At 67.3% G+C, this 15243-nt stretch carries 14 protein-coding genes; 6 read left to right on the top strand and 8 right to left on the bottom strand.

Features of this window, described 5'->3' with window-relative positions:
- The first annotated feature begins 114 nt into the window (after window positions 1–114).
- The gene (locus GGR62_RS12610; RefSeq protein WP_184408239.1) at window positions 115–651 is read left to right on the top strand and encodes a hypothetical protein; all 537 of its coding nucleotides are present in this window, start codon (window positions 115–117) and stop codon (window positions 649–651) included.
- Window positions 652–705: 54 nt separating this feature from the next.
- Here the strand turns inward: GGR62_RS12610 and GGR62_RS12605 are convergent, their stop codons facing one another.
- The 3 genes from GGR62_RS12605 to GGR62_RS12595 form a co-directional block, all read right to left on the bottom strand.
- Complete coding sequence (locus GGR62_RS12605) at window positions 706–1971, bottom strand: phospholipase D-like domain-containing protein (protein ID WP_184408238.1); 1266 nt, start codon at window positions 1969–1971, stop codon at window positions 706–708.
- Between the two features lie 148 nt (window positions 1972–2119).
- Window positions 2120–2668, bottom strand: coding sequence for an RNA 2'-phosphotransferase (locus tag GGR62_RS12600; protein WP_184408237.1), 549 nt, complete (start codon window positions 2666–2668; stop codon window positions 2120–2122).
- 117 nt (window positions 2669–2785) lie between these two features.
- A complete protein-coding gene (locus tag GGR62_RS12595; RefSeq protein WP_184408236.1) occupies window positions 2786–3625 on the bottom strand; it encodes an SDR family oxidoreductase in 840 nt (279 codons plus the stop codon).
- A gap of 100 nt (window positions 3626–3725) precedes the next feature.
- Here GGR62_RS12595 and GGR62_RS12590 point away from each other — a divergent pair, with 100 nt between their 5' ends.
- Complete coding sequence (locus GGR62_RS12590; RefSeq protein ID WP_184408235.1) at window positions 3726–4619, top strand: LysR family transcriptional regulator; 894 nt, start codon at window positions 3726–3728, stop codon at window positions 4617–4619.
- Window positions 4620–4954: 335 nt separating this feature from the next.
- Entirely contained in the window at window positions 4955–6316 is a 1362-nt protein-coding gene (locus tag GGR62_RS12585) for an MFS transporter (RefSeq protein WP_184408234.1), read from the top strand.
- A 239-nt stretch (window positions 6317–6555) separates the two neighbouring features.
- On the opposite strand, the gene GGR62_RS12580 is transcribed toward GGR62_RS12585, so the two are convergent.
- The 5 genes from GGR62_RS12580 to GGR62_RS12560 all read right to left on the bottom strand — a co-directional run bounded on the left by GGR62_RS12580 (window position 6556) and on the right by GGR62_RS12560 (window position 12011).
- On the bottom strand, window positions 6556–8862 hold the full coding sequence (locus tag GGR62_RS12580; protein ID WP_184408233.1) for an FUSC family protein: 2307 nt from the start codon (window positions 8860–8862) through the stop codon (window positions 6556–6558).
- On the bottom strand, window positions 8859–10319 hold the full coding sequence (locus GGR62_RS12575) for an efflux transporter outer membrane subunit (protein WP_184408232.1): 1461 nt from the start codon (window positions 10317–10319) through the stop codon (window positions 8859–8861). Before GGR62_RS12575 ends, GGR62_RS12580 begins: the two co-directional genes overlap by 4 nt.
- Entirely contained in the window at window positions 10316–11239 is a 924-nt protein-coding gene (locus tag GGR62_RS12570; protein WP_184408231.1) for an efflux RND transporter periplasmic adaptor subunit, read from the bottom strand. Before GGR62_RS12570 ends, GGR62_RS12575 begins: the two co-directional genes overlap by 4 nt.
- Entirely contained in the window at window positions 11236–11454 is a 219-nt protein-coding gene (locus GGR62_RS12565; protein ID WP_184408230.1) for a DUF1656 domain-containing protein, read from the bottom strand. Before GGR62_RS12565 ends, GGR62_RS12570 begins: the two co-directional genes overlap by 4 nt.
- A 101-nt stretch (window positions 11455–11555) precedes the next feature.
- A complete protein-coding gene (locus tag GGR62_RS12560) occupies window positions 11556–12011 on the bottom strand; it encodes a MarR family transcriptional regulator (protein ID WP_184408229.1) in 456 nt (151 codons plus the stop codon).
- A gap of 130 nt (window positions 12012–12141) precedes the next feature.
- Between GGR62_RS12560 and folE the strand changes: the two genes are divergently transcribed.
- The 3 genes from folE to GGR62_RS12545 all read left to right on the top strand — a co-directional run bounded on the left by folE (window position 12142) and on the right by GGR62_RS12545 (window position 15187).
- Window positions 12142–12744 (top strand): GTP cyclohydrolase I FolE, encoded by a 603-nt coding sequence (gene folE / locus GGR62_RS12555; protein WP_184408228.1) that lies wholly within the window; start codon window positions 12142–12144, stop codon window positions 12742–12744.
- Between the two features lie 285 nt (window positions 12745–13029).
- Window positions 13030–14502, top strand: a complete 1473-nt coding sequence (locus GGR62_RS12550) for a DUF3375 domain-containing protein (protein WP_184408227.1) — start codon at window positions 13030–13032, stop codon at window positions 14500–14502.
- The gene (locus GGR62_RS12545; protein ID WP_184408226.1) at window positions 14486–15187 is read left to right on the top strand and encodes a DUF4194 domain-containing protein; all 702 of its coding nucleotides are present in this window, start codon (window positions 14486–14488) and stop codon (window positions 15185–15187) included. Before GGR62_RS12550 ends, GGR62_RS12545 begins: the two co-directional genes overlap by 17 nt.
- Window positions 15188–15243: the final 56 nt, after the last annotated feature.

The following is a 15243-nucleotide window of genomic DNA, read 5'->3' as shown; positions in this document are numbered from 1 at the left end:
TTTCCAGCAGCCGTGCGCAGCTGCCGCGCGGTGCGCGACGTGACGCCTGGCATCTTGTTTCCGCCGGTGGCTGGTTTCATCCTGCGGCGGTCACCTCAGCCGCAAGAAACCACCATGCCCGCTGCTGCCATTGCACCGCTCACGCCTTACCTGTCGATGGCGGCGATTGCCTTTCTCTACTACCGGCGCATCCGGCGCAGCTTCGGCCGCCAGCAATGGAAGCCGGTGGGCACGGCGCTGCGCATAGCGGTGCTGGTTCTCGCCACTGCAGCGCTGGCGTTTGCGGCCTACGGCTTGCCGCATGTCGCGCCAGGGGTTGCGGCGGGCGGGCTGGCAGGCATCGGGCTGGGCATGCTGTCGCTGCGCTACACGCATGCCGAATGGGCGGACGGCCGTGGCTGGTACACACCCAATCCGTGGATCGGCGGCGCCTTGATGCTGGTGCTGCTTGGGCGGCTGGCCTGGCGCTGGGCCACTGGTGCGTTCAGTGCGGGCGCGGCGGCGGCCGGGTCGCAGGCCAGCCCGCTGACGCTGGGCATCGCCGCAGCGCTGGTGCTGTACTCGCTGGCGCACATCGGCGGGCTGTGGTGGCGGTTGCGCCAGTTGCGGCGGCAGGCGCAGCCGGGTGCGACCCCGCCCACGCGGCCGTGAGGGTGGGCGGGCGCCGCTGCCGCTTGCTGGATCGGCAACCGCACCCACGCGGCATCACACCTGCGAGCGAACCGGAATGACCAGCTTCTCGGCCAGCTTCTGCCGCAGCGGGCGGGCGCGCCAGCGTTCCAGCGTGTACAGCTCAGCCTGCTGCAGGTCGCGCTCGAAGACCTCGGTCATGCGCGCGGCCAGCGTGCGGTCGTAGACATTCAGGCTGGCCTCGTCGTTGAGGCGGAACGAGCGGATGTCGAAGTTGGTCGAGCCCACCGAGACCAGCAGGCCATCGATGATCAGCAGCTTGGTGTGCAGCATGGTGGGCAGGTATTCGTGGATGGCGATGCCGGCCTGCAGCAACGGTTCCCAACTGGCCTTGGAGGCCAGCCGCACCGAAATCGCATCGATATGCTTGCCGGGCAGCAGCACGCGAATGCGTACGCCACGCGCGCGCGCTTCCAGCAACGAGCGGGTGATCAGCGCATCGGGCACGAAGTAGGCGGCGGCCAGGTCGATGGAGGTGCGCGCTGCGGCGATGGCGATCAGATACATCAGGTGCATGCTCTCGCTGCCACCGGCCGGCGAGGCCACGAACAGCTGCGCGTCGCTGTCGCCGGCCGGCGATAGCGCGGGGTAGTACTCGGCGCCATTGAGCACGCGGCCGGTGCTCTTGATCCAGTTGTCGTTGAAGGCGGCCTGCACCTGCGCCACCACCGGGCCTTCGATGCGGTAATGCGAGTCGCGCCAGTGCTCCGGGTCCTGCGCATCGCCCATCCACTGATCGGCCACGCCCACGCCGCCGGTAAAGCCAATGCGGCCATCGATCACCAGCAACTTGCGATGGGTGCGGTTGTTGACCCGGTGCAGGTTGTACCAGGTGAGTGGACGATAGCGATGCACTTCCACGCCGGCGTCGGTCATGTTCTCCACCAGCGACGGGTCCATCTTCAAACTGCCGCCCCAGTCGATGGTGACGCGCACCTTGACGCCGGCCCGGGCGCGCTCGGACAGCGCCTGGCTGAACTCGCGGCCGATCTCGCCGGACCAATAGATGTAGGTTTCAAAGGTGATGGTGTGCTGCGCGCTGCCGATGGCCGCCAGCATCGCCGGGAAAATCTCGCGCCCGTTCTGCAGCACCTCGATCTTGTTGCCGGGCAGGATTGCCGGGCCCAGCAACACCGACATCTCGCGTTTGAACTGCGGGTCGGACACGTCGTAGCAATGACTCGGGATGTGTTCGAGCTTTTTCTCAGGTGTGGCGAAATTGAGCGCCACCAGGCCGATCACCAACGCGCCGATGATCGTGCCCACGATGATCCATAGCATGCATCCAGCTCCTGTTCCCCTGCCATCAACGGCCCCGAGCGGCCAGGAGTCTGGCAAGGGCGGCGGCATGGGAGTTGTGAAGGGTGGACGGCTTGCCGGGCCTGCCGCGCGTTGCTCTGGAGGTTGCCGGCTTGTCCCGCCCGCTAGCTCAACGCGGGCGAATCAGGAACGTTGCTGGCACATGCGCGGTGAGCCACACGCCGTTATCGGCCTGGAAAAACTGCAGCCCATCGCGGTGCATGCGGCCGGCCTCCACCTGCAGGACGACCGGCGCGCCGTACCGCTGTCCGACCGATGCGGCCGTTTGCATGTTGTCGGACAGATGCACGTGGTGGCGCTGGCCGGGGCGCAATCCTTCGGCCATGATCGCGTCGAGAAACCGCGTGGCCGTGCCGTGATACAGCACCTCGGGCGGCAGCTTGGCCTCCAGCTGCAGGGCGACGGTGGGCGTGGAGTGGCCCTGCACTGCACGGATGCGCCGCCCATCGTCAGAAAGCGCAAACCGTTGCTTGTCGCTGCCGGCGACCACCGCTTGAATCAACGCCAGATCAAGCGTGGTGCCGTTGGCCTTGGCGCCGGCGATCAACGCATCGATCTCGGCCCAGCCCTGCGCGTCGAGCGTCAGTCCGATGGCGTGAGGGTCGTGGCGCAATACGAAGCTGAGGAACTTGCTGATCTCGGTATGGTGCTTGCTCATGGTGCAGCGCGCGAAGCGTCCTTGTTGCGGCGAGTGATGCCGGCAATATTGACGCATGCGCGTCGCCAACGGGCGCCACTGCTCCGGAGTGACTGCGCGACGCCACCGTGGCTGCCATCATCCAGCGGCCGCCGGGTTATCGGTGGAAAACGCCAGCTCGCGTTGGACGTCGAGCGCGGCCAGCCGCGTGGTCAATGCATCGCGGATGGCGTGGTACGCGCTGCCGCCCATGACCAGGCGAAACGGCGGGGGCGATTGCTCGGTGCAGGCGATCATCGCCGCGACCATCCGCTCCGGGTCGCCGACGATGACCCAGCTGCCGTCGTCCAGCGCGCGGCTGAGGGCGTCGACCGGCGTGCCGGCGTAGTCGGATGGCACATCGATCCTGACCAGTGCGGCGCCGAAATTGGTGCGTGCCGGCCCAGGTTCGGCCAGGGTGAAGTGGATCCCGAAGCCGGCCACTTCCTGCGCGACGGCTTCGACAAAGCCTTCGATGCCCCATTTGCTGGCGTGGTACAGGCTGAAACCGGGGTAGGCGATCTGGCCGCCCTCGGACGACACCTGCACCACGTGCCCGCCACCCTGACGACGCAGGTGCGGCAGCGCGGCCTGGATCAGTGTGATCGAGCCGATGAGGTTGGTGTCGATGACCGCGCGCACCTGCGCATCGGTGGCGGCCTCGGCCGCACCGAGCGTGCCGTAGCCGGCGTTGCTGATCAGCACGTCGATCCTGCCCAGGGTCTGGAAGGCCTGGGCCACGACGTCGCGCACTGCTGTGCTATCGCGCAGATCCAGTTGCAGGACGGTCAACGCGTTGCCGTGCGTGGCCTGCAGATCGGCCAGCGCATCCGCGCGCCGCACCGTGGCCGCCACGCGATCGCCGCGCGCCAGCAAGGTTTCGACCAGGCCGCGGCCGAAGCCGGAGGAGGCGCCTGTGATCAGCCAGGTTCTGGACATGGGGGTTGCCTTTGCGTTGGGAAGAGAAACCACCTTAGGCGCAGGGAATTGATGGGTCTATGCCATAGAATTCGAATGAGTTGATGCGTTTTCACCACTAATGCCCAAGCCCACATTCAATGATCTGGCCGCGTTTACGAGCGTGGCGGTGCATCGCAGCTTTCGGCGTGCGGCCACCGAGCTGGGGCTGGCGCCGTCCTCGCTCAGCCACCTGATCAGCGCGTTGGAGCGCAACCTCGGCGTGCGCCTGTTGCATCGGACCACGCGCAGCGTGTCGTTGACCGAAGCCGGCGAACGGCTGTACGCCAAGCTGGTGCCGGCATTGCAGGACGTCGAGCATGCGCTGGGCGAACTGGACGCCTTCCGCAGCGGGCCCACCGGTACGGTGCGCATCAATGCACCGGACGTGGTGGTGCGGCTGTTGTTGCAGCAGGTGGTGCCGGAGGTGCTGGCGCGGCATCCGGCGCTGTCGGTGGACCTGGTCAGCGAAGGGCGCCTGGTGGACATCGTGGCGGCCGGCTTCGATGCCGGCATCCGTCTGAGCGAATCGGTGCCGCAGGACATGATCGCGGTGCCCTTTGGTGGCCAGACGCGTTTCATCGCGGTGGCCGCACCTGCGTATCTGCAGCGTGCCGGCTGCCCGGACGTACCGGACGATCTGCATCGCCACGCCTGCATCCGGCATCGCATGCCCAGCGGCAAGCTGTATCGCTGGGAGTTCGAGCGGCGCGGTCAGGAGGTGGTGATCGATGTGCCGGGACGGCTGACGCTGGACCAGACTCAGACGATGAGCGAGGCCGCCGAAGCCGGCCTTGGCATCGCCTATGTGCCCGAGCATACGGCGATGGCTGCGCTGGCGCGCGGCACGTTGGTGCGCGTGCTGGAGCACTGGTGCCCGGCAATTCCGGGACTGGTGCTGTATTACCCCGGACATCGACAGATCCCGCCGGGCCTGCGTGCGTTTATCGAGACGCTCAAGCAGGTGTTGCCGTAGTCGTCGATGGGCATCCAATGCGGTCTCGACAATAACGGCCTGCGTTTTCGGCAATGCCGTCGCGGATGCACCCGTGCTGCCGCGCGGCTGGCTCCCTGCGAGACAGCAAATGGCTGGCTGCACCGACGCCGAAAGCGGACTGAAGCGCCACAAATAACCTCAGTGGACATCGCTGTGGAGCGAAGCAAGCGAACGCTCCCGGTTGGCTGCCACCCGACCAAAAACCGCACGGACTAGCCGCTTGCACGGCGCCTGCCTATGCGCCGAAATGCTTACATGCGTCACACAAGCAGGCACCTATACTCCCGGGGTGTCCACCACGAGGTTCCGTCTGCATGAGCGCACCCCCAACGTCCCCGATCGCCGCCGGTTCTGGCGCAGCCCCCGGTAGCCTTCGCCGTTCGGTGTCCAACACGCTCAAGGGCTCGGCCGGCAATCTGGTCGAGTGGTACGACGTCTACGTCTACTCGGTGTTTGCGGTCTATTTCGAATCGCAGTTCTTTTCCAAGGAAGACAAGAACGCCACCATGTTCGTGTGGGCGATCTTTGCGATGACCTTCCTGATGCGCCCGATCGGTGCGTGGTACTTCGGCCGCTTCGCCGACCGCTACGGCCGCCGTCTGGCGTTGACCATCTCGGTGTCGATGATGGCGCTGTGCTCGTTCGTCATCGCGATCACGCCCACGGTGTCCACGATCGGCATTGCCGCGCCGATCATCCTGCTGATGGCGCGGCTGTTGCAGGGCTTTGCCACCGGTGGCGAATACGGCACCAGCGCGACCTACATGTCGGAGGCGGCGATTCCCGGCCGGCGCGGGTTCCTGTCGTCGTTCCATTACGTCACGTTGGTCGGCGGGCATGTGCTGGCGCAGGCCACGTTGCTGGTGATGCTGCATTTCTTCGACGCCCCGCAGGTGTCTGCATGGGGCTGGCGCGTGGCGTTCGGCCTGGGCGGCATCGGCGCGCTGGTGGTGTTCTGGCTGCGCCGCACCATGGACGAGTCGCTGAGCTCCGAATCCATCGCCGATTCGCGCACCGGCAAGGCCAAGGCATCGGGCTCGATGCGCGAATTGTTCGTCAATCAGTGGCGCCCGCTGCTGCTGTGCTTCCTGATCACCGCCGGCGGCACGATCGCGTTCTACACCTATTCGGTGACCGGCCCGAAGATGATCCAGACCGCGTTTGCCGGTGGCGACGTGATGGCCGGCACCATCATCAACCTGGTCGCGCTGACGGTGTTGATGCTGATGCAGCCGGTGGGCGGCTGGTTGTCGGACATCGTTGGGCGCAAGACCTTGCTGGTGTTTTTCGGCATCGGCGGGGTGCTCTACACCTGGTTCCTGGTGACCGAGCTGCCCAAGCAGACCGACTGGCTGGCCGCGTTCGCGATCCTCACCGTGGGCTTTGTGATCCTGACCGGCTACACCTCGATCAATGCGGTGGTGAAGGCGGAACTGTTCCCCACCCATGTGCGCGCGCTGGGCGTGGGCCTGGGCTATGCGCTGGCCAATTCCGCGTTTGGTGGCACCGCGCCGTTGTTGTACCAGGCCTCGTTGAAGACTGGGCACGTGAGCGAGTTCGTGATCTACGCAACGGCGGTGATCGCGGTGTCGCTGGTGGTCTACATGTTCTTCCTGACCAACAAGGGCAGCAACTGGCTGGATGACGAAGCGGCGATGCATCAGCGCAAGCGCTGATGGGTTGCGCGCGGGCCGAGCCATTCCCTTCTCCCTGCGGGAGGAGGGGCCCGATGGGCGGATGAGGGAGCGCCTCAGGTAACTGGCATGCCAGCCCTGGTGAACGCGTCGCCACGCGCCGCTGAGGTGACGCATCGATGCTGCCTCGTGCATTGCTGCACCGTCCCCTCACCCCAGCCCGCGCCAGCAGTGCGGGCGCTGCAAGGCACGCGCGCCAGTGGCGCGCAAGCACGGCCTCATCACCCCGCAGGGAGAGCGGCTACAGGCGGCTGAGTACCGGGGTTTCCATGGGGGGCGCGCGGCGCCGCCGCTGCAAACACGCTGTCACGCAGCCCGATCAAACCCAGCAGCGCGTCATCGCGATGCGTCCCCGCCGGCACCGTGCCAACGCGCGCAAGCGAGGCGTCCAGACGATCACGCAGCGCATCCGGCCCAGGCAACGGCCGCTGCTGCGCAATCTGCTGCCGGTAGTGCGCCGCAACCTCGCACAGGATCGCGTCCACCGCATCCTTACTGGTCTGCGGCAAACCATGTCGCGCGCTGCGCAGTTGCAGGATGTTCAAGCCCACACGCACCTCGTTGAGCATATCCACCGAGGCCAGATCGCTGCCTTCCGGCGTCAATGCCAGCCGTGGTGCGAGCAGGCCCAGCAGATCCAGCATGCGCGCGGCAAAGTGCTGGCGATCCTGCATGCCGTGGCCTTCGGCGGCATCGGCCAGTGTGCGCCAGCCCTGGCGCACCAACCGGCGCGCGCTCCATTCGGCGCCGACCGAGCGAAACAGCCGCGTCAGCACCACCGCAAATCCAATGCCCACCACCATCGCCACCGCTGCATTGACGAAGCTCTGGATGTTGGCGTTGTAGGTGTTCTGCAAACTCAGCAACGCGGTGAGATTCACCACCAGCGGCAGTGCGATCAGCATGGTCTTGGGGCGGTGCAGCAACGCGCCGATCGGCAGGAACACCGCCGCCAGCACCACGACCAGCAGCGGGAAATCGTGGATGGCCGGGAAGATGCCGAACAGATAGATGCCGGCGACCACGCTGGCCACCACCGCCCAGGTCAGGAACGACAGCATGCTTGGCGCCGGGTCGTCCTGCGCGGCGAAGAACGCGGCAGTGACCGCAGCCATCATCGCGCCGTTGCCGCCGCCTTCCCAACCGATGCCGATCCACAGCACGCAGTACGCCATCAGTGCGAAACCCGCGCTCAGCGCGGAAAACGCGGCCATGCCGAAATCAAGATGGCGGGTGGTACTCGCAGGCGCATCGGTTGTCTGCGGTCGTGACCCGACGAGACCTTGCAGAAGCGTGGACTGCATGCGCGAACGTGCAGCGGGTTCTTCCAGCGCCTGGTTGACCTGCGTGGATGACGCCGCCGTTGCAGCATCGCGTTGTGACCAGCCCAGGCGCTGCAGCAACGACGACTGCGTGCGCGAACGCGGGGCGCGCGCGCCTTGCGTGGCCTCAGTTCGCTCGGGTGATCCCGCGGTTGCAGGTTGTATCGCGACCGCGGGCGAGGCACGCAGCGCAGGCGTCGCCGCACCTTGCACCAAGGCCTGCTGCAGCACGCGGCAGTCCTGCCAGAGATCAAGCAACGCTTCCAGCCGCAGCAGCAGGCTCGCCAGCAGCAGATGCTCGATGTCCTGATCGACCACCGGGCGCAGTGCGGCGATGCGTCCACGTAAGGCGTCGACGTCCGCATCGCTGCGTGCATCCTCGCCCCGATCCACCCAGGCCGCGACGTCCTCCAGCAGCGTGGCCGTTTCAAGCGGCAACGCAGACCCATCGCGCTGCAACCCATCCAGCCGATCGGCCATCGACGACAGCACCGGCAACAGCATCAGCATGCGTGCGTGCAGCTGTTCCAGCGCGGGGACGGCACCGGCATGGCGCGGGTCGTCGTGGCGCACGAAGGCGATCAAGGCTTCGAACTGCACCAGGTCGGCGGCCAGCCGATTGCGCGGTGCCTGCGATGGACCGCGCTGCAACACCTGCCGACACCATTGCGCGGCGTCCTGCATCCAGTTGCCAATGCGCGCGGTGAGCATCGGCTTGACCGAGGCGGGAAACACCAGCGCGGCGAACAGCACCGCCATCACCGTGCCGAGAATGATCTCCTCGCTGCGGGCCACCACGGTGTCGAAGATGCCTTCGGGCGCTGTGACCGCAGGAAAGCCAATGAACGCCGTGGTATAGCCGGCCAACAAGAACGCGTAACCGCGCGGGCCACGATTGAGCAGCGCCAGGAACAGGCAGGCCGACAGCCACAGCGCCATCGCCGCACTCAGCAGCAGCGGAGTCTCCACCAGGTTCGGCAACATCACCAGGGTCGCCGCGCCGGCCAGCAAGGTGCCGAGCACGCGGTACACGCCCTTGGCGCGGGTGGGACCGAGCAACGGCTGCGAGACGATATAGACCGTGGCCATCGCCCAGTACGGTCGCGACAGATTACCGGCCAGCCCCACGTACAACGCCGCAATCGACGCGGCGAAGGTCTTGGCCGAAAACAGCCAGGCCTGGCGGTCGCGCAGCAGCGCACTCATCGCGTGGCCGTCGGGTCGGTGTGGTCGGCCGTGGTTTCCCAACCGCCACCCAACGCGAGGAACAGCTGCAGTTGATCCTGCGAGACCTGCGCCTGCGCATTGGCCAGCGTCATGTCGGCGGTGGCCAGCGTGCGCTCGGCATCCAGGCTGGACAGATACGGCGTGCGCCCGCCTTGATACAGGCGCCGGTTCTGCGCCGATGCCAGGTCGGCTTGTTGCTGCGCCTGTTCCAGCAGATGCAGGCGGTCCAGATCCTGCGCGTAACGCGAGAGCGTGGTCTGCACCTCGCGCAAGGCCTGCAGCACGGTGTTGTCGAACTGTGCCAGCGCAGCGTCGGCGCCGGCTTCGGTGGCGCGGATGCGTGCACGGGCACCGCTGGAGGGCAGCGTCCACGAGATCAGCGGGCCGAACGACCAGGCATGCGTGGCCTGCTCGCCGAAATCGGCCAGCAGGCCGGTGGCACCGATCGAACCGCCCAGACGGATCTCCGGATACAACTCGGCAGTGGCCACGCCGATGCGTGCGGTGGCTGCCGCCAGCCGACGTTCGGCCTGGCGCACATCCGGGCGACGCGCCAGCAGCGCGCGGCCATCGCCGATCGGAATCGGTTGCTGCAAGGCCGGCGCATGCGCACAGCTGTCCACGCCGGCCGGCACCTCGCCGGGCGTCTTGCCGAGCAGCGCAGCCAGTTGGTAACCGGCCGCCTGGCGACGCGCCCGCAGCGGCGGCAGCGCCGCTCCCAGCATCGCCACCTGCGCGGTGGCGCGGGCCAGATCCGGTGGCGTGCCGCGTCCGGCGGCGATCAAGCGTTGGGTGATCTCGCGGCTGCGCTGCTGCAATTGCAACGACTGCTCGGCCACATGCAGCTCGTGGTTGGCGTGGCAGATCTCCACATAGCTGCCGGCGACCTGCGCGGCCACGTTGACGCGGGCCAGATCGATCGCGGCCTGGGCGACTTGCGTATCGGCCTGCGCGGCCTCGGCACCACGTTGCAGCTTGCCGAACAGGTCGAACTGGTACGACACCCCGAGCTCGCCATCGGCCAGGTTGAACACCGGCAGCTTTTCCTGCTGCAGGAACGCCTCGGCCGAGACCTGCGCGCGGCTGACGCCGGCGTCCACTTCGTAGTCGAAACCGCCCGCGTCCAGCGCCTGTTCGTACACCGCGGCGGCGCGGCGCAGGTTGGCACCGGCGACCTTCAACTCGACGTTGTCGCGCAAGGCCTGTTCGATCAAGCCATCCAGCATCGGGTCCTGATACAGCGCCCACCAGCGTGCCGGCAGCGCTGCGCCGGGGCGCACCTGGGCGTTGCCGGTGTCGAGAAACGCGGCGTTGGCGGTTGGCCGCTGGTAGGCCGAATCGTCCGGCACGGCGTAGTTCGGGCCGACCGTGCTGCACGCACTTAGCGCGACCAGCAGTGCGGCCAGGGACACAGGGCGTAACGCAGCGCGGTTCATGGCGCGGCCTTCGCCTGCACGCGGGCAGGCGCGCTGGCCGGAGCAGGGCGCACGGCGTCCGGCAGGATGGTCACCGTGGCGGTGCGCCCGGCAATCAGCTGCACGTGCGTGGGCACCTGGTCCAGCACGATGCGCACCGGGATGCGCTGCGCCAGCCGCACCCAGTCGAACGCCGGAGTGACATTGGGCAACGCGCCGGCGCTGCCGCTGCGGTAGCGGTCCTCGATGCCGGCGGCGATGCTCTGCACATGCCCGTGCAGCGTGACCGGCTCGCCCATCAGGTGCACGTCCACGCGCTGGCCGGCATGCACGCCATGCAGGCGGGTCTCTTCGAAATAGCCATCGACGCGGAACGAACCGGTATCCAGCACCGCCACCACCGGGCGCCCGGCGCTGACGTAATCGCCCACGCGCACGGTGCGGTCGCTGACATGGCCATCGGCGGGGCTGCGCACTTGCGTACGGTCCAGATTGAGCTGGGCCAGGTCCACCGCCGATTGCGCAGTGGCCACGGCGGCCTGCGCCTTTTGCACATTGGAGCGGCGCACCTCGGCATCCTCGGCGGCGACCAGGTCCTGCAGGCTGCGGTCGCGCGCGATCTCGCGGCGCAACTGGCTCAACGTGGCCTGGCGCTCGGCCAGCGCGGCGCGCGCCTGTTCCAGCGCGATCGCATAGCGCGCGCGGTCCACCACGAACAGCAGCTGGCCGCGCGTGACCGCCTGGTTGTCGTCCACCGCCACCGATTCCACCAGCCCGGACACATCCGGCGCCACCTGCACCACATCGGCGCCCACGTGCGCATCGCGCGTCCACGGCGCCTCCATGTAGTAACGCCACAGGTGCTGCAGTACCACGGCAGCCACCACCACCATCGCCAGGGTCAGCAGCGCCGGCCCCGCGGTCTTGATCAGCTTTTTCACGATTGCATCCAACGGGTAAGGAAAAACAGGCCGCCCAGCAGCGCGATGTACAGCGCCAGGTTGAACAGCGCCGGGTGCCAGATGTGGCGGTACGCGCCGGCGCGGGTCAGCAGCGCGCCGATGGCGCTGTTGAGCAGATAGGCCAGCGTCATCAACGCCAGCAAGGTGGGAACGAACACACCGTAGAGACTGAATTCGCCGTACATCGGGCACATCCTGGGTAAGAGAAAACAACGACGCCCGGCGCAGCGCAGCGCGCGCGTCAGGACATCGGCAAGGCACTACACGCGTCGCAGGGCGACGCCTTCCCACTGACTCAGTCGGACTGACCCAGCCGCGCATGCGCCTGCGCGATCTGTTCCCACAACGTCAGCACCGTCTCCACCTGCGTTTGGCTGAGTGCGCCAAACACCTCGGCGCGCAGCGCGTCCAGGCGCACCTCGATCTGCCCGACCAGCGCCTGGCCTGCGTCGGTCAGCCATAGCTGATTGGCGCGGCGGTCGCTGCTGTCGGCCTCGCGGCGGACCAGCCCCTGGGCCGCCAGCTTGTCCAGCAGCCGCACCAGCGACGGGCCTTCCATCCCCAGTTGCTGGGCCAGTGCCACCTGGCGGATGCCACCGCCGGAGCGGCCGATCGTCAGCAGCGGCCCGGTACAGGCACTGGACAGCCCGACGTCGGCGAATGCCTGGTCGGCCAGCCGCTGCCATTGGCGGGCGGCGACCAGCAGGCCGGAGCTGACCTGGGCACGCGGGGAAGGACTGTTGTTCGTCATAATAGATAGCATCCTATCAATTCAATAATGAATCAATAGTCACTGAACCCGTGGCAGCGGCCGCAACCGCCACTGGGGCGGCCGGCCCGTCCTCGGGTACCATGCTCGCCCCCTTTGGGTGCACCTGCGCATGAGCCAGTCCGACCAGCCCGATTCTTCCGTCACCCAGGCCCAGGCCGAAGACGCCGTGCGCACCCTGTTGCGCTGGGCCGGCGAGGACCCAGCCCGCGAGGGCCTGCTGGACACCCCGCGCCGGGTCGCCGAAGCCTATGGCGACTGGTTCAGCGGCTACCGCGAAGAACCGCGCGAATACCTGGAACGCACCTTCGAAGAAGTCGCCGGCTACGACGAGCTGATCGTGCTGCGCGACATCTCCTACGAAAGCCATTGCGAGCACCACATGGCGCCGATCATCGGCAAGGTGCACGTGGGCTACCTGCCGAGCGGCAAGGTGGTGGGCATCAGCAAGCTGGCCCGCGTGGTGGAAAGCTACGCGCGCCGCTTCCAGGTGCAGGAGAAGATGACCGCGCAGATCGCCCAGTGCATCCAGGACGTACTGCAACCGCGCGGCGTGGGTGTAGTGGTGGAAGGCTCGCACGAGTGCATGACCACGCGCGGCATCCACAAGCGCGGCGTCAGCATGGTGACCTCCAAGATGCTCGGCAGCTTCCGCGAAGACGCGCGCACCCGCGCCGAGTTCCTGCAGTTCATCGAAGTGGGCGGCAAGCGTTGAGGCATTCATGGCGTGTTGGCGGCTGATAGATTGGGTCGAAACCGCACCATGACCGTCGCCTGCAAGGAGCCGCATGCAGATCTACTCGGTGGAACAAGCAACGTTTAACGGCCTGCCTGGCAAGTCCGGCATGGCACAAGCACCACGGCGCAACGTGCAATGCCCGCCGACGCGGCGTACAGCCGCGCCGATGCGCTCTGGCTTGTGCCAGGCGCGTGTCCGCATGTCCGCCGCGCCTGCGATCATGCCGCCGGTGATCGATGTTGCTGACCGCCGCACACCGCCATGAAACACCGTGCCCGCATTGCCCGCTATCGCACCCTGCGCGAGCAGCCGCTGTGGAAATTGCTGGCCGCCGACCAGGCGCCGGAGGTCATCGGTCTGCTGCAGACGCTGTTGCTGGACAGCGAGCGCCGCCTGCCGGCGGCAGTGCTGCACGAGCGCCTGCAGCGCATGCTCGACGAGCTCAATGTCGATCAGCTCTCGCGCGAATTGCCGCGCACCGCGCAGGCCTATGTGGCGCATTGGTTGAACCAGGGCTGGCTGGAACGGCGCCTGCCCGATGGCGCCCAGCAGGAGGAATACGAACTGTCCGCACAGGCCCTGCAGGCGATTCGCTTTGCCGACGGCCTGGAGCATGCGCGTGGCGCCGCCACCGAAAGCCGCCTGGCGCTGGTGATGCAGCAACTGTCGCAACTGGCCGCACTGACCGAAACCAATCCCGATGCCCGGCTGTCGGCGCTGCGCGACGAACGCGATCGCATCGATGCAGAAATCGCGCGGGTGTCCGCCGGCAAGGTCGCGTCGCTGGACGGCAAGCGCGCATTGGAGCGCGCACGCCAGGTCATCGCGCTGGCCGACGAACTGACCGAGGATTTCCGCCGCGTGCGCGAGGATTTCGAGCAACTCAACCGGCAGTTTCGCGAGCGCATCATCGACGACGAGGGCGAGCGCGGCGATGTGTTGACCAAGCTGTTCGAAGGTGTGGACGTCATCGGCGACAGCGAGGCCGGACGCAGTTTTCAGGCGTTCTGGGGCTTGCTCAACGATGCCGAACAGAGTGCGCAGCTGGATGCGGCGCTGGAGACGGTGCTGGCGCGCGCGTTCGCGCGCAAGCTCGATCGCCGCGAGCGCAGCTTCCTGCGCGGGCTGACCGGCACCATGCTCGAACGCGGCGGCCAGGTGCACGATGTGATGCAGCATTTCGCCCGCAGCCTGCGCGGTTTCGTGCAGAGCCGCGGCTATCTGGAACAGCGCCGACTCAACCAGTTGCTCAAGCAGGCGCAGGCCGAAGCGCTCGGCCTGCGCGACCACCTGCGCGCGCAGCGCCCGATCGGGCGCGACCTCAACCTGACCACCAGCCGATTGCGTTCGTTGTCGCAGTGGCGGCTGCACGATCCGCGTCAGGCGCAGGTCGATGGCAGCATCCAGCGCAACGACGCGGCGGCAATCTCGCTGGACAGCGTGGGCGATCTGGTCGCGCAATCGGAGATCGATTTCCGCAGTTTGCGCCGCGATCTGTACGAGCTGCTGGGCGATCACGCGCAGCTGTCCATCGCGCAGGTGCTGGCGCAACGGCAGGCCGAGCAGGGGCTGGGCAGCGTGATCGGGTATCTGTCGCTGGGCACGCGGCATGGTCGGGTCGATGCACAACACAGCGAGATCGCGCAGTGGTGCGGTGGCGATGGCCAGTGGCGTCGCGCACGCATCCCGTTAGTGTGGTTCAGCCAGGAGAAACGCAATGAATTGGCAGGCTGACAACGCCGCAGCAGACGATCAGGAACACACCGACCACGCCGACGAGGGTGCGGTCACCGACGCTGACACCGGCCAGGCGCTTTTCCCCGGCGATAGCGGCCGGCTCGCGCTGGATGCCCGGCGCGTCCTGTGCCAGCTGCTCAGCGGACCCAGCGTGGACGTGCAGCGGCACAGCAAGTTGTGGCCGGCGTTGCTGCGTCACGAAGCGGCCGTGCGCAGCAGTCTGGCCGATCTGTTCCTGGAGCTGGTGCTGGACCGCGAAGCCGGCGTCGCCTTCACCCGCCAGGCCGAGACCGGCGAGCTGGACGCGCCGGTGCTGCTGCGCTCTTCGCCGCTGACCTTCATAGACTCGGTATTGCTGCTGCATCTGCGCCAGCAACTGGCCGAAGCCGATGTGCGCGGCGTGCGTGCGGTGGTCGAGGACGCAGCGTTGAGCGAAGCGTTGGCGGTGTACGAAAAAAACCTGTCCACCGACCGTGCCGGGTTCATGCGCCGGGTCGGCAACGCCATCCAGAAAATGAAGGACAACCACGTGCTCACCCGCCTGCGCGGCGACGACAATCGCTACGAGGTTTCGCCCACGCTCAAGCTGCTGTTCTCGGCCGAGGATGTCTCCGCGCTGGCGCAGGTCTATCGCCAGTTGCGCGAGCAGCCCGGCACCGTGGGCGATGCGGGCGAGTCCTAGCGTGCCACGTGCCGGCGCACGCCCGTTGGTCGGCCGCAGCGGCCCTGGCGGTTGCA

Origin of the sequence: Xanthomonas sp. 3075 (assembly GCF_014197275.1) — a bacterium.
Taxonomy (GTDB): domain Bacteria; phylum Pseudomonadota; class Gammaproteobacteria; order Xanthomonadales; family Xanthomonadaceae; genus Xanthomonas; species Xanthomonas campestris_B.
The sequence above is the reverse complement of the archived record's forward strand: the minus strand, read 5'-3'. Positions and strand labels throughout refer to the sequence as shown.